The sequence below is a fragment of the Parabacteroides provencensis genome (genome assembly GCF_900232875.1).
Lineage (GTDB): Bacteria > Bacteroidota > Bacteroidia > Bacteroidales > Tannerellaceae > Parabacteroides > Parabacteroides chinchillae.
The window spans coordinates 265,646-284,038 of the sequence record NZ_LT960489.1 but is presented as its reverse complement, the minus strand read 5'-3'; the positions used below and the strand labels follow the sequence as shown (position 1 = coordinate 284,038).

Genomic DNA, 18,393 nt, shown 5'->3' with positions numbered 1-18,393 from the left:
CCCATATTAGAACAAATTATAATTTGTTCTTAATACCTTAAACTCGGTTCTTCGGTTTATCTGATCTGCGGTTTCCTGTTGTTCGGGGGGAAGGTTTAAGATAAACTCTTCTGTTAACACATCTCCCTCTGTTAGAAAATCGTATAATTTGGCCATCTTTTTGTTGATAACTTTGGGTACACTTTTCCCATATCCTTTTGCTTCCAGGCGATCTTTAGAAATTCCTCCGGCTATCAGATAGTCTACCACAGACTGGGCGCGGCGTTGCGCCAGGCGTTCGTTGTACTGCTCCGATCCTTTACGGTCTGTATGTGCTCCGAGTTCGATAGTTACATTCGGATTGTCGTTTAGCATCTTAATCATTTCATCCAATGCTTTCTTTGATTCGGGACGCAGGGTTGCTTTGTCGAAGTCGTAAAAAATATTTTCTATGACGACGGGCTTGCTGATGGGGGAAAGGAAGAAATCCACGATATAAGTCTCATTTTTTTCTTCCGGGCTTGTTTTTAATTCATAATTCTGATTTAAATATCCGCGTGCACTGGCCATCATAACATAACGTATATCGCGCTCCAGTTCAACCCTGTATGTGCCGTCTTTTTTGGCCGGTACTTTTACATTAAGGCCGTCCTTTCCTACAATGCGGATTGTTGCATCTTCTATAGGATATTCGTCTACATCGTTTACAATGCCTTCAATAAAGATTGTGATGGTAGGTAGTTCAAATGAATAAATATGGTCGTAACCACGTGCATCGTTACGGTTTGAACTAAAAAAACCTTTTTCTGCTTTACCGGCGAAAGTGATGCCAAAATCATCTCCCATGGAATTGATAGGACTACCTGCGTTTACTACATTCCATTTGCCGGTGCTGTCCAGTGTTGCTTTGAAAATGTCTAACCCTCCCATACCGGGGTGTCCGTTAGATGAGAAATAAAGAGTCACAGAATCCCGGACATAAGGAAACATTTCATCTCCGGGGGTATTTATTTCCGGACCTAAGTTTTCCATTGGCCCGAAGTCGTTCCCTATAATACGCGCACGAAACAAATCCTTTCCTCCAAAGCCTCCGACAGCATCGGAAACAAAATATAGATATTTTCCGTCCGGAGAAACAGCCGGGTGCCCAAGAGCCGTAACCGAATCTTTTACAATAGTAGCGCGTGTGCCTTTACCCCATTTTGCACTGCTACGGGCTGATACATAAATCTCAGAAGTGCGTGGCCCTTCCGGATCTTGCGAACAATAAGTATAGTACATTGTGTTTCCGTCGGGCGAGAAGGAAGGGGTTCCTTCGTCAAATTCGGTATTTACCTCATCTTCCAGTTCTACGGGTGTTAGCCATGCTCCTTTTTCATCCTGTTTAACCAGAAACAGGTTATTATTGTTTTGGCCGGTTATTGCGCTTATTTTAACGTCCTTATCTTTTGTACGTGAAGAGGCAAAATATAATTGATCATATTTGTCTCCTGCCAGCATCGGGCTGAACTCTCCTCTCCTGGAGTTAAATTTCTCCATTCGTTTTACTACATAACGGGTCGGATTATTGCGCCAGTCGGGAGCCATTTCGCATCCCTTTACGCCATTTAATGCAAGGATATTATCGGATGACGTTGCCAGAAAATCATTGTAATACTTGATGGCGTCTGCATATTTGCCACTTTTCTGAAGCATTTGTCCCATACGTAAATTAACCGTACTGTCCGGGTAATCATATCGGAGCGCATTCATATAGGCACTGGTTGCTTTCGGTGTATTGTTGATCAGACGGTTGCATTCGGCCATGCGATAAGCAATATAACCGCGCAAATCTCTTTTTTTAGGAGGGGTTTTTGTATATATTTTACGATATAGCCCGGCAGCTTCAAAGTATTCCCCAATGCGTTGTTTTTCTTCTGCATCGCTTAATTTGACCGATTTGCAGGAATAAAGGAACGAAGCTGCCAGCAGCAAAAGTAGATAAGTTGCGAAATATCGTTTCATCTTGTTTGTTGTATATCCATGCAAATATAACGAATAGCAGATAATGTTATTGCATCCCTTTTTCCTTATCTTATAAGTAGTGAGCTGTCTCCGTAACTTAAGAAACGAAATTCATGTGTCAGTGCATAATCGTAGATAGCTTTCCAGTTTCCTTGCACAAAGGCTGATATAAGCAAAAGTAGGGTGCTTTTGGGTTGATGGAAATTTGTTACAATCCCTTTTACAACCTTAAATTCATATCCCGGAGCAATAATTATCTGGGTAGCCGTAACAAGTTTGTCTGCATGATGGCTGTCGAGATAGTCCAGTATGTTTTGCAGGGCTTCTGTTGGTGTCAGGCGATTATTTCCTTCTTTATAAGGCATCCACTGCCTGACAATAAGATCGTCGGAACTGGTATCCGGATTGTTTGCTAATGCGACGCCTATATAGTAAAGGCTTTCTAATGTCCTGACAGAAGTGGTTCCAACGGCAATGATTTTACCCAGATTGTTTTTTACCCGTTCAATGGAGCTACGGCGTACGGATATAAACTCCGTATGCATTTCATGTCCTTCTATCGTATCGCTTTTGACAGGTTTGAAAGTACCGGCACCTACATGCAACGTTACTTCTTCCCTTCCGATATTATGGGCATCTATATCTGCCAATACTTCCGGAGTGAAATGCAAGCCTGCGGTTGGAGCAGCGACTGATCCTTTTATTTTGGAGTAAACCGTTTGATAGGTTTGTAAGTCACTTTTTTCTGTTTCCCGGTGGAGGTAAGGAGGAATAGGCAATATTCCGGCGGCATCTAATAAGTCTGCAAATGTGTAGGATGGATTATCCCAGGTAAACTCGATATGATGGCTATCGCCACATGTATGTTTTTTTTCTGCATTTAAAGTCACCGGAGTATCGTTGATAAGAATGGTTTTGCTTAATAGCCCTTCTTTCCATTTTTTCAGGTTCCCTACCAGGCATGTCCAGCTGCAACGTTCCGTTTGCTGGAATACCAATGCATAATCGTGTGGTTCTATAGGCTCCAGGCAAAAGACCTCTATTTTGGCACCGGTCTCTTTTTTAAAGAGTAACCGGGCTTGTATTACCCGTGTATTGTTGAATACCATCAAAGAGCCTGCCGGTAAATATTCTGTGATGTGCTTGAATATACTTTCGCTTATTTTACCGTTACGGTAAAGAAGAAGTTTAGACTCGTCACGTTGTGGTAACGGAAATTTTGCGATTCGTTCGTCGGGCAGCGAATAATTATAATCTTCGATGCGTATCTGCTGAGTTTTTGTTGTCATTGCTTTAATATCTGCGCAAAATTAATGAACTTTGTCCACATAATAAACAATAGATAAAAGATATGAGCATTAAAATAGGAGACAAAGTAAGATTCCTTAATAGTACGGGAGGCGGTATTGTCCGTAGCTTTAAAGGAAAAGACCAGGTTCTGGTAGAAGATGAAGATGGTTTTGAAGTTCCTGCGTTTATACGCGAAGTTGTTGTCGTGGGCGAAGGGGATATGCAGGTTCATAGCTCTAATAAACCGCAGGTACAAGCACCTGTAGAAACCCATGTATCAAAACCCGAACCGAAAGTTGAAGACGTGCCGGAGGAAACCATTGAAGGTGAAAGGCTGAATATTTATCTGGCTTATTTACCTTTAGAACCCAAATCCATCCAGCAGACCGGCTATGAGGCCTATTTCGTAAACGATAGTAATTACTATCTGTTTTTTAATTATATGAATAGGTTGAATAACAGCTGGATCAGCCGTTATAACGGACTGGTGGAACCAAATACGAAAATATTTATAGAAGAATTCGGAAAACAGGAATTAAACGACCTGGAGCGTGTTTGTGTTCAACTTATTGCGTTTAAAAAGGATAAGCCCTATTCTTTAAAAAACACAGTATCTGTAGAATTACGTTTGGATACGGTTAAATTCTATAAACTGCATTGTTTTATGGAAAATGACTATTTTGAAGATGATGCCCTTTTATATCCGATAGTACGTGGTGATTTACCCGAAAAGGAACTCCTTATTTCTGCAACTGATCTGCAGGAGGCTATGCAGCAGAAAGCAAGGGATGACAGACGCATTCCGCAAAACATTGTAAAGAAAAAGGATGTAAACAGTGCCGTGTTGGAAATTGATTTACATATTAATGAGTTACTGGACAATACGAATGGGCTGAGTAATGCAGATATGTTGAATTATCAGCTGGACAAGTTTCATGAAGTACTGGCTCAATATGCTAATCATAAAGGACAGAAGATCGTCTTTATACATGGTAAGGGAGACGGAGTTCTCCGTAAAGCTTTAGAAAAAGAGTTAAAGACAAGATATAAACAGCATTATTACCAAGATGCGTCTTTCCGCGAATATGGTTTTGGCGCCACAATGGTAACTATAAAATAATGGCGACAGAGATTGAACGGAAATTCCTTGTCTCCGGTGATTTTAGCAAGGAAGTGTATAGTAGCCAACGTATTGTGCAAGGATATATTTGTTCTCAACCTGGACGTACGGTGCGGATACGTATTCGGGGAGAAGAAGGTTATCTCACGATAAAGGGGCCTTCTGACGAAAAAGGGTTGAGCCGTTATGAGTTTGAACAACAAATCTCCCTTACAGATGCAGAGCAGTTGCTCTGTTTATGCGAACCGGGAGCAATAGATAAAATTCGTCATTTGGTACATGTGGGCAAGCATGTGTGGGAGGTAGATGTCTTTTATGGAGCAAATGAAGGTCTGATCGTTGCCGAAGTAGAATTGGCTTCGGAAGATGAATCTTTTGAAAAGCCCGCTTGGTTAGGAGAAGAAGTAACAGGAGATCGTCGTTATTATAATTCTATGCTAACTAAAAATCCTTATACACAGTGGGATAATAACTAAACAACAATAAACACCATGATCAGGAAATTTATTTTTTTTATTACAATAGCTGTACTGTCGTTGCCGGCAATGGCAGATGAGGGAATGTGGTTGTTGCCATTATTGAAGCAACAGAAGCTCCCGGAGATGAAAGCACTGGGCTTGAAGTTGGAAGATTATGATATTTATAGTCCTGATTCGGCTTCGTTGAAGGATGCTGTCGTTATATTCGGCGGCGGGTGTACCGGCGAAGTTGTTTCGCCTGATGGGCTTATCCTTACAAACCATCATTGCGGCTATGGAAGTATCCAGCAGCATAGTACATTGGAGCATGATTATCTGACAGATGGATTCTGGGCTGCAACCCGTGATCAGGAATTGTCAAATCCCGGACTTACCGTTACTTTTATTGATCAAATAGATGATGTGACGGAATATGTCAGGGCTGAATTGGAGAAAGATACAGATAACAGACAGAACTTTCTTTCTTCCAGGTATTTGAATGGGCTGGCAAAAAAGAAAGCAGGAGAAAAATTTTTGCAGGATAATCCGGGGACAGTGGTAGAGATCAAAGCTTTTTACGGAGGCAACAAGTATTATATGTTTACGAAAAAGATTTATTCGGATGTCCGTTTGGTCGGAGCTCCGCCATCTTCGATAGGAAAGTTTGGCGCTGATACAGATAACTGGATGTGGCCGCGGCATACAGGTGATTTTTCTGTGTTTCGTGTGTATGCCGATGTTGATGGCAATCCTGCCCCTTATTCGGAAACAAATGTCCCGCTTCGTCCCAAACGATGGTTTAAAATCTCTTTGAAAGGGGTAGCGGAAAATGACTATGCTATGATAATGGGCTTTCCCGGGCGTACCAATAAGTATTATACGTCCTGGGAAGTGGCTGAAAGGCGGGATATAGATAATGCCGTTCGAATTAATATTCGTGAACTTCGTCAGCAGGCCATGCTGGAAGAAATGCTGAAAGACCCCCAGGTGCGTATACAATATGCCAGTAAGTATGCCGGTTCGACAAACGCCTATAAAAATGCTATTGGCTGTAATTGGGCTATCAATAATCGCAACTTTGAACAAGTGAAACAAAAAGAGCAGGATCGTTTGATTGCCTGGTCCGGTAAAATGTCGGAACCTTCATATCCTGAAGCATTGGAGACATTGGCACAAATTGTATCAGACCGGAAAGATATGCGTTTCCGTAACTGGATGCTTGACGAAGCTTTGGCGCGTGGTATCGAGTTTGCGAATATAACTACCGATATCCAATCTATGTGTGATGCTCTGGGTGGAAAAGACCGCGCAGAACAACAAAATCAATTATTATTGCTGGAAAGAGCTTATTTGCGTTTTGCCGATAAAAACTATTCTCCGAAAGTAGATAAAAAGATAGCGAAGATAATGTTGAAGGAATATCGCCGTTTGGTACCAAAACAATCGCAGCCGGAGTATTTTGCCATTATAGATAAAAAATTTAAAGGAGATGTTGATAAGTTTGTAGATTATATTTTTAAAGAATCTATATTCGGTAGTGAGGCCAACTTCAATAATTTTAAAGCCCGTCCCTCGGTTAAGGCTCTTCAGGAAGATCCGATGATCTTATTTGCAAAATCGGTGCAGGCGGAAAAGAAGATGCTGACTGAGGCATTGAAGGGGTTTGACGATAGTTATAATTTGGCGCATAAAGAATATGTAAAGGGGTTGTTGGCTATGCATGGAGATTTTGCTGATTTTCCGGATGCTAACTCAACTTTGCGCCTTACTTATGGCCAAGTGAAAGGATATAGCCCGCGTGATTGCGATTATTATGGTTGCCAGACTACGCTGGATGGAGTAATGGAAAAGGAAGATTCTACTAATTGGGAATTTGTTGTTCCTGCCCGTTTGAAAGAATTATATCAGGCCAAAGACTTTGGGGAGTATGCTATGCCGGATGGCAGAATGCCTGTTGCTTTCAGTGCTACGACCCATACTACAGGAGGTAATTCGGGTAGTCCGGTATTGAATGCAAATGGAGAGATGATTGGTATTAATTTTGACCGTAACTGGGAAGGTGTAGGTGGCGATATCCAATATTTACCCGATTATCAGCGTAGTATTATTGTCGATATCCGTTATGTCCTTTTTATAATAGATAAATATGCAAATGCCGGTTATCTGTTGAAAGAAATGGATATTGTAGAGTAGTGATATAGTCTTTGGACATATCACTCACTTTGTCACCTTCTGTCACCTTCTTCGGGGGGTATTCCTAAATTGCAAAATGATCTGATATCGGCTGTATGTTGTTGATATATATATTATTGTATCGTTGTTGCGAAATCATGCCTGTAACGCTTTAGTGCTTCCCGCGAACACTTTCCCTGATGCTTAAATAAGCTGTTTATCGCTTATTTAATATGGCTTTAGCCTGGTTTCAATTGCCGTCTGCTTCAGCTGACGGACTAAAGGGGGATATATCTGTATTGGCTTTAGCCAAATTTCTTTCTGGGAAAGCTCTTTTTGATTATCTCATTCTTATTGGGCTGAAGCCCTTGAAAGAAGAAGGCTTTACTATCCGTCGGTTAAAACCGACGGCAATTGAACTTAGGCTAAAGCCATATTAAAGAAGCGCCCTTATTAACCAAATCTAATGCTATTATAAACCAAATCTAATTCTATCATTAACAACAACCGGATGATACCAGCATTGTTTTAGGGAAGCTTTGTATGTTTTGTGAAGAAGTTAAGTAAGAAAGAGTAACCGTTTTTTATATGGCTTTAGCCTGGTTTCAATTGCCGTCTGCTTCAGCGGACGGACTAAAAGGGGATTTATCTGTATTGGCTTCAGCCAAATTTCTTCTTGGAAAGCTCTTTTTGATTATCTCATTCTTATTGGGCTGAAGCCCTTGAAAGAAGAAGGCTTTACTATCCGTCGGTTAAAACCGACGGCAATTGAAACCAGGCTAAAGCTATATTAAAGAAGCAATAAACAGCTTATTTAAGCATCAGGGAAAGTGTTCGCGGAAGTGTTAAAATGAAATCAGTATTGACCGTTTTTAGGCGTTTAAAAACCGCGTTAGTGTATTGTAATATTATCTATATTAGCAAGTTGTATATTTATATGGAGTGTCTATGGATAATTTTTCACATTTTGGAATACCCCCCGAAGAAAGTGACAGAAGGTGACAAAGTGAACCCTTAAACGACCTTTTATTGAGACCCATATATGACAGTATTTGGGTAGGCAACTAAATTGAACAGGGTAGGCAACCTGTAAAAAAAGAATAGGCAATTGAAAGGGGCTGCCTAACGAGTTTCATTCGTTAAACAGCCCCTTTTGTAATTCTATTTAGAATGGAATTTATAGTTTAGATAAACTTTTCGATGTCTGCTGCTTTTACTCGGAATACGTGTCCGTTACGGGAAAAAACAAGTTCGCCATCTTCTTTCTTTTTTTCAGTTACTAAACGCTGAAAAGCAATATTTGCACCTCTAACTATATTTTCCTCGAATTCTCTTACTTCTTGCTCACTCATGATGTTCAAGTTTTGTGTAAATACTCGGTTTATATATCTCCTTTTTATCATTCTTAAAGCCTTTGGCAATAACTTCCATAGGCGACATTGAATTGTCTGTTATCATCCAATAGTCACTGATAGGTATGTAAAGTTCGAATAGATTGTGGATACCCGCTTCGTAACGGCGACGAATCGTGCTTTCCGGAATATTGTGTCCTCCGGCCGCAACCCGCATCTTTACACGTTCAACTGCTAAATCCGGGGTGTTAAGCCAGAAGTATAACAATGTAACGTAGTAACCCATCTTTTGTGCTTCCCGTATCAGGTTTGCAACCGAACGGGTAGCCAGTGTAGTCTCCATTGCAAAAGTCTCACCGGCTCCGATGAGTTCCTTTATACGTTTATACATAATACGGCTTGCTTCAACGGCTACGGCGATGTTGTCTGCATTGAAAGGGGAAAGCCCCTTGGCTATCTCGTCCGAGTTGACAAACTCTTTACATTTCAACATTTCTGGCAGAATTGTAAAAGAAGCTGTTGTCTTCCCTGCGCCGTTGCATCCTGATATAATGTATAAATATGGCACTACTTGCTGTATTTTGACGGGACAAATATATGTAATAGTTTTTAATGTTGGTTGATTTTCTTCTCAAAAATAACAAAAATGTGCAACAAATGTCCTTTTAACATGCCTGTTCGTTGTCTAAACCAGCGTTTTTGTGTAAAATTAAACCCAAAGGAGGTCACTCATTATTCCGTCAGAAATGAAGATTCCCCGGCGGGAAAAAGTTAAAGTTTCGTTTTCCTGAATCAGTAAGCCTTGTTTTTTATGGATTGCAGCTTGTTGTTCACAATAAGTTCTGAGTTTGTTTCCGAATTGCTCCTGAATTTTGTGAAGGTTGATGCCCCACATGGTTCGGAGTCCGGTTATGATATAGTCGTTGTAGCGGGTGTATAGATCCAGTTTTTCTTTTTCAATGGAAGGAATACCGGTACTGATGCTTTTGATATATGCGGGTAGGGATGAAATACCCCATTCTCGTTCTGTTCCATTGTAGGAATGGGCGGACGGGCCAATGCCTAAATACTTTTTTCCTGTCCAGTATGAACTGTTATGTTGGGATATGAATCCGGGCTTGGCAAAGTTGGAAATTTCATAGTGTTGATAACCGGCTTCGGTCAGTTTATCTATCAGTGATGAAAACAGGCTGACGCTTAAATCTTCCGCTATAGGTTGTATCTTTCCGGCTTCTTTTAATTTGTATAGCGCAGTTCCTTCTTCATATATAAGATGATAGGATGAGAGATGGGGTACGTTTAATTCTATTGCCTCGTCCAGATTATGTATCCAATCGGCCAAAGTCTGGTTAGGAAGACCGTAGATAAGATCAATGCTGATATTGTATATGCCGTTGTCTTTACAAAGATTGACTGCTTCAATAGCTTGCTTGCGGTTGTGCCTGCGATTAAGAAAATGAAGGTCAGTTTCCTTAAAACTCTGTACTCCCATACTAACCCTGTTGAATGGAAAGTTGCAGAGCATGGCTACATATTCGGGAGTCATATCGTCCGGGTTTGCCTCTAATGTAACTTCCTGGCAGTTCGAACAGTTGAATGAGCGATAGATTGCGTCAAATATTCTTTCAAAATCAAAAGCTTCTAACTGGGAGGGTGTACCACCTCCGAAATAAATAGTATTCAAAGGTTCGTTGGCTAAATATTCTTTTCTGAGGTCTATTTCCCTGATGATGGCGGCTACATACGATTCTTTGTATTTCATCTCCGTATTGGAAAAAAAATCGCAGTACAAGCATCGCTTGGCACAAAATGGAACGTGTATATAAAGCCCTGCCATATTGTTTGGTTTGATTGTTTAACGTAGCAAACTTAAATAAAAATAGCCATTGCTTTGGTTTATGACGCGACTTTTTGAGACTTTTAAAGTCTAGCCTGCTTAATAACATAGTTCTCAAACAGGGGTGTATGCGTTGCTTTTCTCCTTAACAATCTCTAATTTGCGGCCTCATGACGTGATATTCATGAAAAAGAAACTTTATTGTTAAACTCATTAAATACCTGATATCATGAAAGTATACCAAACAAACGAAATTAAGAACATTTCTATCTTGGGAAGTTCGGGCTCTGGGAAAACCACTCTCGCTGAAGCTATGCTTTACGAGGGTGGAGTTATAAAACGTCGTGGCACAGTGGACGGTGGTAATACGGTGTGCGACTATTTCCCGGTTGAGAAGGAGTATGGTTACTCAGTGTTCTCAACCGTTTTCAGTGTTGAATGGCAGGATCGTAAACTGAATTTTATAGATTGTCCCGGTTCGGATGACTTTATAGGAGGTGCGGTTTCGGCTTTGAACGTGACAGATACGGCGTTGATGGTATTGAATGCCCAATATGGAGTTGAGGTGGGAACTATTAATCAGTTCCGGTATACAGAACAATTTCATAAACCGGTTATCTTTGTGGTAAACCAGTTGGATAATGATAAAGCGGATTTTGACGGGACTGTTGCCCAACTGCAAGACCGTTGGGGAGGAAAAGTGGTTTTAATCCAGTATCCGGTGAATGTAGGTGCTGCTTTTAATGCAGTCGTTGATGTGTTGAAGATGAAGATGTATCGTTGGAAACCGGAAGGAGGAGTTCCTGAAGTATTGGAAATACCGGAGGATGAAATGGAAAAAGCCATGGATTTGCACAAAACACTGGTTGAAGCTGCAGCCGAACATGATGACATGCTGATGGAAAAATTCTTTGAAGAAGGAACTTTGAGCGAAGATGATATGCGTGCAGGTATTCGTGCAGGTTTGGTAAGACGCGATATGTTTCCTGTATTTTGCGTATGCGCAGGTCGTGATATGTGCGTGCGCCGTACCTTGGAATTCTTAGGGAACGTGGTTCCTTGTACAGATAAAATGCCTCGCCTGATAACAACAGAAGGCGTGGAAGTTACTCCGGACTCAAATGGTCCTACCAGTTTGTTTTTCTTTAAAACTACAGTAGAACCTCATATCGGCCAGGTTTCTTATTTTAAAGTGATATCAGGTAAAGTAAAGGAAGGTGATGATCTAATGAATGCCGACCGTGGTTCGAAAGAACGTATTGCCCAGCTATTCTCTGTTGCGGGTCAGAACCGTAACGAGGTAACGGAAATGGTTGCCGGAGATATTGGTGCAACTGTGAAGTTGAAAGACGTTCGCCGTGGTAATACGTTGAATGGAAAGGGATGCGATTATCGTTTTGACTTTATAAAATATCCAGACCCTAAATACCGTCGTGCTGTTAAACCCGTGAATGAAGCGGATGCAGAAAAGATGATGGAGATATTGATTCGTATGCGTGAGGAAGATCCGACATGGGTAATAGAACAATCAAAGGAATTGAAGCAAACTATTGTTTCCGGCCAGGGTGAATTCCATCTTCGTACATTGAAATGGAGAATCGAAAACAACGATAAAGTAGCAATCGAATATATTGAACCCAAAATACCATATCGTGAAACGATTACTAAAGCCGCACGTGCTGATTATCGTCACAAGAAACAATCCGGTGGTGCAGGTCAGTTTGGCGAAGTTCATTTGATTATAGAACCGTATTACGAAGGTATGCCGGCTCCGGATATGTATCGTTTTGGCGGACAGGAATACAAAATCAGTGTGCGCGATACGCAGATAATCGATCTAGATTGGGGTGGTAAGCTTGTGTTTGTAAATAGTATTGTTGGCGGAGCTATTGACGCCCGTTTCTTACCGGCTATTCTGAAAGGTATTATGGGACGTATGGAACAAGGGCCATTAACCGGTTCGTATGCCCGTGATGTACGTATAATTGTTTACGATGGAAAGATGCACCCGGTAGATAGTAATGAAATATCTTTCATGCTTGCAGGCCGTAATGCTTTCAGCACTGCATTTAAGGAAGCCGGGCCAAAGATTCTGGAGCCGGTTTATGATGTGGAGGTTTCTGTTCCAGCCGACTATCTGGGAGATGTAATGAGTGATCTGCAAGGGCGCCGTGCTATCATTATGGGTATGAATAGTGAAAAGGGATTTGAGAAATTATCGGCAAAAGTTCCTTTGAAAGAAATGTCTTCTTATTCTACTTCTTTGAGTTCTATAACTGGTGGCCGTGCTTCATTTACAATGAAATTTGCTAATTATGAGCTTGTTCCGTCTGATGTACAAGATAAATTATTGAAGGCTTATGAAGCTACTCAGTCGGAAGAGTGATTTATAAATAATAATTAATACATTTGGATTGGAGGGCTGTTCCTGTGAGGGAATAGCCCTTTGTCATTTTATCTTCATTGTCTTGTTTTATAGTTGTAATATGGATATCGTTCATTTGTTCTGTCTTAAATTAGAGAAACAACATGGAATTAAGAACATATTACCCGACAATAGTCTTATCCGACATTCATTTAGGTTCCGAGCATTCACGAACGGAAGAAGTAACCAACTTCCTGAAACATGTAGATTGCAAACATCTTATTTTAAATGGTGATATTATTGATGGCTGGCAACTTAAAAAAACTGGTAAACGGTGGAAGCAAAAACATACGGACTTCTTTAAAGTATTAATGAAAATGATGGAGAAGAGAGGGACACAGATTATTTATGTTCGTGGAAACCATGATGACTTTCTGGATAACTTAATACCTTTTCAAATATCGAATGTCTCTATTGTAAAAGATTATTTGTTGGAAAGCCACGGCAAACGCTATCTGGTAACGCATGGCGACATTTTTGATACAGTTACTTCCAATATGCGTTGGCTGGCAATGCTGGGAGATGCCGGATATACATTTCTCCTGTGGGTGAATAAGATATATAACCGTTATCGTGAAAAAAAAGGTAAAACTTATTATTCTTTATCTCAAAAAGTAAAACATAAAGTTAAAAGCGCTGTTTCATATATATCGAAGTTTGAAAGTGAACTGGTAAGATTGGCCGAGGCCAAAAGACTGGATGGCATTATATGTGGCCACATCCATCAGGCTGCCAATGTGTATTATGGGAATATTCATTATCTGAACTCGGGTGATTGGGTCGAAAGTATGACTGCCCTTGTAGAAAATGAAGATGGAGAATGGAATGTTATCTCTTACAGTAATCTGGAAAACAATACGGAAAAAGATATACAAAAAGAACATTATTATTCAGCTGTTATATGAAGATACTTTTTATTGTGCAGGGTGAGGGTAGAGGACATTTAACCCAAGCATTGTCTTTAAAGCAGAAACTCGTTGCCGAAGGACATGAAGTAGTAGGCGTGCTTGTTGGTAAGAGTCCCGCACGCAGGTTGCCTTTGTTCTTTACGGAGAAAATAGCAACGCCTGTTTTTTCTTTTGAAAGTCCTAACTTTTTGCCGACAGCTAAAAATAAACAGGCTAATTTATTGAAGAGTGTTGTTTATAATTTGGCCCGCCTGCATAAATATGTAGCAAGTATATTATATATAAACCGGATTATAAAGGAGACAAAAGCGGATGTGGTTGTGAACTTTTATGAGTTGCTGACCGGATTGACCTATTTATTCTTCCGTCCCCGGGCAGAAATGATATGCATCGCCCATCAATATCTTTTTCTACACCCGGACTTTAGTTTCCCTAGGTTAAACTCTTTGTCTCTGGCTTCTCTCAAATTCTTTACCCGGATGACAGCAATTGGCTCGGTGAAGAAACTGGCTTTATCTTTTAGGAAGATGCGTGAAGTTCCATCAAAGAGGATAATTGTGGTACCTCCTTTGCTAAGGCAAGAGGTGCTTGAAGCAACACCCCGTAATGGCAATTATTTACATGGTTATCTTTTAAATAGCGGTTTTAGTGAAGAAATTGGGACTTGGCATAAAAAGCATCCGCAGGTAAGTATGCATTTCTTTTGGGATAAAAAGAACGTTTCTGCGGAATTGCAGGTGGATACGAACCTGACATTCCACCAATTAAATGACACACTTTTTATTGAATATATGGCTGGAGCAAAGGCATATGCAACAACAGCCGGTTTTGAATCTGTTTGCGAGGCGATGTATTTGAATAAGCCTGTCCTTATGGTTCCTACTCATATAGAACAAGCTTGCAACGCTTTCGACGCCTCTTTGGAGGGAGCTGGTATCATAAGTAACCAATTCGATTTGGATACCTTACTCGATTTATCAGAAACACACAAACCTAATACCCGCTTCTCCCATTGGGTAAAACAGGCCGACTGGCTCATTTTGCGTGAATTCCGCTCCGACTTACTGGTAGATGAAGAGCCGGTCCCAACTTTTTTCCAGCGCCTTATAACAAACTGGACTTGTCGGTTGGGACGGTTTCTTCCTATTTAATCTTTACTTATCCAATGCCTGTTCTATATCTGCAATGATATCGTCTGCATTTTCGATACCTACGGAGAAACGGATCAGGTCGGGTGCAACTCCTGCTTCTATCAATTGTTCGTCGGTAAGCTGACGGTGTGTATGGCTGGCAGGATGAAGAACACAGGTACGGGCATCTGCTACGTGGGTTACGATAGCTGCCAGTTGCAGGCTGTCCATAAACTTGATTGCTACATCGCGTCCGCCTTTTAATCCGAATGACAAAACTCCGCAAGAACCGTTTGGCAAATATTTCTTGGCTAATGTATGATGTTTGTTGTCTTCCAGGTCCGGATAGTTAACCCAGGCTACTTTGTCGCATTTTTGTAACCATTTGGCTACAGCCAAAGCATTTTTACAATGTTGAGGTACACGTAAATGCAGTGTCTCAAGTCCTAAATTCAACAAGAATGCATTCTGCGGAGCTTGTATGGCTCCCAGGTCGCGCATCAACTGGCTGGTAGCTTTGGTGATAAATGCCCCTTTACCGAAGGCTTTACTATAAGTAAGTCCGTGATATGACGGATCGGGTTGGCAAAGGCCTGGGAATTTATCGGCATGCGCATCCCAGTTAAAGTTGCCACTGTCAACAATGCAGCCTCCTACAGCAGTTGCGTGGCCGTCCATATATTTTGTTGTGGAATGAGTAACAATGTCTGCCCCCCATTCAAACGGACGGCAGTTAATAGGTGTTGCAAACGTATTGTCAACGATCAGAGGAACGCCGTGCTTATGGGCTATACGGGCAAATTTCTCTATATCCAATACCATTACTCCGGGATTGGAAAGTGTCTCTCCAAACATTAGTTTTGTATTTGGACGGAACGCTTTGCTTATTTCTTCCTCGCTGGCATCCTGGTCAACGAATGTACATTCAATTCCTAACTTCTTAAGCGTAACAGCCAACAGGTTATATGTTCCGCCATAAATGCTGGTTGCGCTTACAATATGATCGCCTGCCTCGCAGATATTGAAGAAGGCATAAAAACTGGCTGCCTGTCCGGATGAAGTAAGCATAGCAGCAACGCCTCCTTCAAGGGCGGCAATTTTGGCGGCTACGGCTTCGTTTGTCGGATTTTGCAAGCGGGTATAGAAGAATCCGCTCTCTTCCAGGTCGAAAAGTTTCGCCATCTGTTCGCTGGTTTCATACTTGAATGTCGTACTCTGGTAAATAGGTAGTACTCGTGGTTCTCCTTTTTTGGGTTGCCAGCCGGCCTGTACACACAGGGTTTCCGGTTTCAATTTGTTTGCCATATTGATTCTATTGATTGGTAATTTTTACTTGAGTTGCAAATGTAAGGATTATTACTTTTCTGTTAGGAGAAAAGTAATTACAATATTCTTTTTTGTAAAATACGGAACCAGATAAAAGCAACAATCCCCTTAAGCATACTTGAAATACTGATGGCCCACCATACGCCTGCTACACCGAATCCTATCGTAGTGAGCCCGATGGCTATCGGAACACGAAGCGTGTTAAACGTGATACTGATAATCGCAGGAGGCATAGTGCGTCCTGTTCCATAGAATATTCCCTGGGTTGTGATTTCAAGCATCATAAATATCATGGAATAGCCGTCTATGCGGAGGAAGATCCCACCTGCTTCATAGGCTGCTTGTTCCGGTACGATCAATGAAAATATTTCACTTCCGTAGAAAACAAATAGAAAAGTACAAAGAATACCGAGCGTTGTTGTCATCTTCATTGTCGTGTAGTAAGCACTCATAACCCTCTCTTTACATTTGGCAGCATAATTTTGTGCTACGAATGCGCTGAGCGACATGCTGAATCCCTGAGATGTATTCCAGGCAATTGCTTCTAATTGTCCGCCGGCTGTAAGCGTCATTAACCCGATATGTCCTCCGTAAGTAGAGGCTGTACGTGCCATGAATAGGTTAATAATAGCGAAGAATGTATTAAGTGCCGCAACAGGAAGTCCCAGTTGGAAGATACGTTTTGCATATTTGCTCTTCAATTTGGTGAAGAAAGGGAATCCGCCAAGCAGTTTACCTCTCTTTTTTAATTGATAGATAAAGAGGACAACTACAATTCCTTCTGATAGCCATGTTGCCCATGCCGCGCCAGCTGTTCCCCAGCCTAATCCGAAGATAAATAAGGGGTCCAGAATCATATTCATTACAAGTCCTGCCCCACTTATATAAAATGGAACTTTGCTTAGTCCGGCTGCATAATAGATGCCTGTAAAAGCATACGTAAGGAATATAAATGGAAATGCTGTAGAAATGATCTGCAGATATTCTACGGCTTTTGTGGCAATCGGCGTTTCCAGTTTATAAATGTCGACAATAGGATTTGCAAAAACGAATAGCAATAGCCCCCAACAGATGGAAAGTATCAGGGCAATGGTCAGGTTATGAGATGCATAAAGCCTGGCATCTTTCTGGTTCTGGGCTCCGATGCTTTGCCCTACGCTGACTTCTGCTCCTATTTTATTTAATAAGGCGATCGAATTGGTCATCCAGGTAAGAATACCCACTGCTCCAACGGCAGCTACCGATTCGCTTCCCAGTCGTCCAACCCAGGCCATATCTGTTATGCTATATGCCATTTGGATAAAGGAGGTTCCCATTATGGGTATTGCCAGATTGAATAATTGGCGGGTGATAGGGCCTTTTGTTAGATTTTTTGTACCGTGCATGACTGATCGTCTGAATTTTGTGCGAAAGTAAAAATATTTTTTTATCTTTAGCGCTGCTAATCTTAAAGAAAATAATAAAAACATGATTACAAGAAGAAACTTTTTAAAAGCAGGAGCTGCTGTTGCTGCTTTAAGTGTGGTACCTGATGGATTCGCTTCTGTGTTGGCGAATAAAGAAAAAGCAATAGGTTTGCAATTATACAGTGTGCGCGAGGATTTGGAGAAAAACTTCGATGCAACGATGAAAGCTGTAGTGAACATTGGTTACAAACGATTGGAAGCTGCCGGCTATAAAGAAGGTAAGTTTTATGGTAAAACTCCTGCTGAAATGAAGAAATACCTGAATGATTTGGGAGCTAAAATGGTTGGTTCGCATACCGGAAGTGGACTGATTGCCAATGGTAATGCCGAAGGCTGGGATTTCTGGAAGAAGAATATGGATGCTACTTCCGAATTGGGTTGCAAGTGGATTATACAAGCCGGTTATCCTGCCGGAGATATTAAGAGCATTTCGGACGTAAGACGTTTGGCAGACCAGTTTAATAAGTGTGGCGAAATGGCAAAAGCTAACGGTCTGCGCTTTGCTTTCCACAACCATGTGGACGAATTTCATAAGTTGGACGGAGAGATTCCTTTCGACGTCATGATCGAGAATACAGACAAAGATTTGGTTGCTTTCCAGATGGATACGGCACAAGTGGTGTTCGGAGGCTATAAATGCCATGATTATGTAAACCGTTATCCGGGACGTTTCTCTAACTGGCACCTGAAAGATGCCAATCCGAATGGAAAAGGTAGTACGGAAATGGGAAAAGGCATGGTAGATTTCAAAGCTTTGTTTGCCGTGGCGGATAAAGCCGGACTGGAAGATTACTTCATAGAACAGGAAACTTATAATATGACACCGCTACAAGCAGTGAAATATGATTACGACTTCCTGATGAAAGCACCATACGTGAAATTTTAGTAGCCTGAAGCTATGAAATAGAGTTAACAAAAGAAGAGGG

General features: G+C 41.2%; 15 protein-coding genes. 8 read left to right on the top strand and 7 right to left on the bottom strand.

Annotation, left to right across the window (positions count from 1 at the left end; translation table 11 throughout):
- Nucleotides 1-6 precede the first annotated feature (6 nt).
- Together porE and CTY47_RS08105 are read right to left on the bottom strand one after the other, a co-directional pair.
- Nucleotides 7-1,983: a PorE family type IX secretion system protein gene (gene porE, locus CTY47_RS08110; RefSeq protein ID WP_099464281.1), complete on the bottom strand. Its 1,977-nt coding sequence runs from the start codon at nucleotides 1,981-1,983 to the stop codon at nucleotides 7-9.
- 65 nt (nucleotides 1,984-2,048) lie between these two features.
- Nucleotides 2,049-3,272 carry an S-adenosylmethionine:tRNA ribosyltransferase-isomerase gene (locus CTY47_RS08105; protein ID WP_099464280.1) on the bottom strand — a complete coding sequence of 408 codons (1,224 nt, stop codon included), beginning with the start codon at nucleotides 3,270-3,272 and terminating at the stop codon, nucleotides 2,049-2,051.
- 62 nt (nucleotides 3,273-3,334) lie between these two features.
- On the opposite strand from CTY47_RS08105, the gene CTY47_RS08100 reads away from it, so the two are divergent.
- The 4 genes from CTY47_RS08100 (at nucleotide 3,335) to CTY47_RS08085 (ending at nucleotide 7,463) form a co-directional block, all read left to right on the top strand.
- Entirely contained in the window at nucleotides 3,335-4,393 is a 1,059-nt protein-coding gene (locus tag CTY47_RS08100) for a DUF2027 domain-containing protein (protein WP_099464279.1), read from the top strand.
- The gene (locus tag CTY47_RS08095; RefSeq protein WP_099464278.1) at nucleotides 4,393-4,869 is read left to right on the top strand and encodes a CYTH domain-containing protein; all 477 of its coding nucleotides are present in this window, start codon (nucleotides 4,393-4,395) and stop codon (nucleotides 4,867-4,869) included. The genes CTY47_RS08100 and CTY47_RS08095 overlap by 1 nt, the downstream gene beginning before the upstream one ends.
- A 15-nt stretch (nucleotides 4,870-4,884) precedes the next feature.
- Nucleotides 4,885-7,044 carry a S46 family peptidase gene (locus tag CTY47_RS08090; RefSeq protein ID WP_099464277.1) on the top strand — a complete coding sequence of 720 codons (2,160 nt, stop codon included), beginning with the start codon at nucleotides 4,885-4,887 and terminating at the stop codon, nucleotides 7,042-7,044.
- Between the two features lie 212 nt (nucleotides 7,045-7,256).
- The gene (locus tag CTY47_RS08085; RefSeq protein WP_099464276.1) at nucleotides 7,257-7,463 is read left to right on the top strand and encodes a hypothetical protein; all 207 of its coding nucleotides are present in this window, start codon (nucleotides 7,257-7,259) and stop codon (nucleotides 7,461-7,463) included.
- Between the two features lie 744 nt (nucleotides 7,464-8,207).
- Here CTY47_RS08085 and CTY47_RS17095 read toward each other — a convergent pair.
- The 3 genes from CTY47_RS17095 to hemW all read right to left on the bottom strand — a co-directional run bounded on the left by CTY47_RS17095 (nucleotide 8,208) and on the right by hemW (nucleotide 10,212).
- The gene (locus CTY47_RS17095; protein ID WP_199163412.1) at nucleotides 8,208-8,375 is read right to left on the bottom strand and encodes a hypothetical protein; all 168 of its coding nucleotides are present in this window, start codon (nucleotides 8,373-8,375) and stop codon (nucleotides 8,208-8,210) included.
- Entirely contained in the window at nucleotides 8,368-8,943 is a 576-nt protein-coding gene (locus CTY47_RS08080) for a zeta toxin family protein (RefSeq protein WP_099464275.1), read from the bottom strand. Before CTY47_RS08080 ends, CTY47_RS17095 begins: the two co-directional genes overlap by 8 nt.
- A gap of 141 nt (nucleotides 8,944-9,084) precedes the next feature.
- The gene (gene hemW, locus CTY47_RS08075; protein WP_099464274.1) at nucleotides 9,085-10,212 is read right to left on the bottom strand and encodes a radical SAM family heme chaperone HemW; all 1,128 of its coding nucleotides are present in this window, start codon (nucleotides 10,210-10,212) and stop codon (nucleotides 9,085-9,087) included.
- 229 nt (nucleotides 10,213-10,441) lie between these two features.
- On the opposite strand from hemW, the gene CTY47_RS08070 reads away from it, so the two are divergent.
- The 3 genes from CTY47_RS08070 to CTY47_RS08060 all read left to right on the top strand — a co-directional run bounded on the left by CTY47_RS08070 (nucleotide 10,442) and on the right by CTY47_RS08060 (nucleotide 14,696).
- Nucleotides 10,442-12,598 (top strand): elongation factor G, encoded by a 2,157-nt coding sequence (locus tag CTY47_RS08070; protein WP_099464273.1) that lies wholly within the window; start codon nucleotides 10,442-10,444, stop codon nucleotides 12,596-12,598.
- A 143-nt stretch (nucleotides 12,599-12,741) separates the two neighbouring features.
- Nucleotides 12,742-13,542, top strand: a complete 801-nt coding sequence (locus CTY47_RS08065) for a UDP-2,3-diacylglucosamine diphosphatase (RefSeq protein ID WP_099464272.1) — start codon at nucleotides 12,742-12,744, stop codon at nucleotides 13,540-13,542.
- On the top strand, nucleotides 13,539-14,696 hold the full coding sequence (locus CTY47_RS08060) for a glycosyltransferase family protein (protein ID WP_099464271.1): 1,158 nt from the start codon (nucleotides 13,539-13,541) through the stop codon (nucleotides 14,694-14,696). Before CTY47_RS08065 ends, CTY47_RS08060 begins: the two co-directional genes overlap by 4 nt.
- A 3-nt stretch (nucleotides 14,697-14,699) precedes the next feature.
- Here the strand turns inward: CTY47_RS08060 and CTY47_RS08055 are convergent, their stop codons facing one another.
- A complete protein-coding gene (locus CTY47_RS08055; protein ID WP_099464270.1) occupies nucleotides 14,700-15,980 on the bottom strand; it encodes an O-acetylhomoserine aminocarboxypropyltransferase/cysteine synthase family protein in 1,281 nt (426 codons plus the stop codon).
- A gap of 77 nt (nucleotides 15,981-16,057) precedes the next feature.
- Entirely contained in the window at nucleotides 16,058-17,386 is a 1,329-nt protein-coding gene (locus CTY47_RS08050) for an MATE family efflux transporter (RefSeq protein ID WP_099464269.1), read from the bottom strand.
- A gap of 82 nt (nucleotides 17,387-17,468) precedes the next feature.
- Between CTY47_RS08050 and CTY47_RS08045 the strand changes: the two genes are divergently transcribed.
- Nucleotides 17,469-18,353, top strand: a complete 885-nt coding sequence (locus CTY47_RS08045; protein ID WP_099464268.1) for a TIM barrel protein — start codon at nucleotides 17,469-17,471, stop codon at nucleotides 18,351-18,353.
- Nucleotides 18,354-18,393 lie beyond the last annotated feature (40 nt).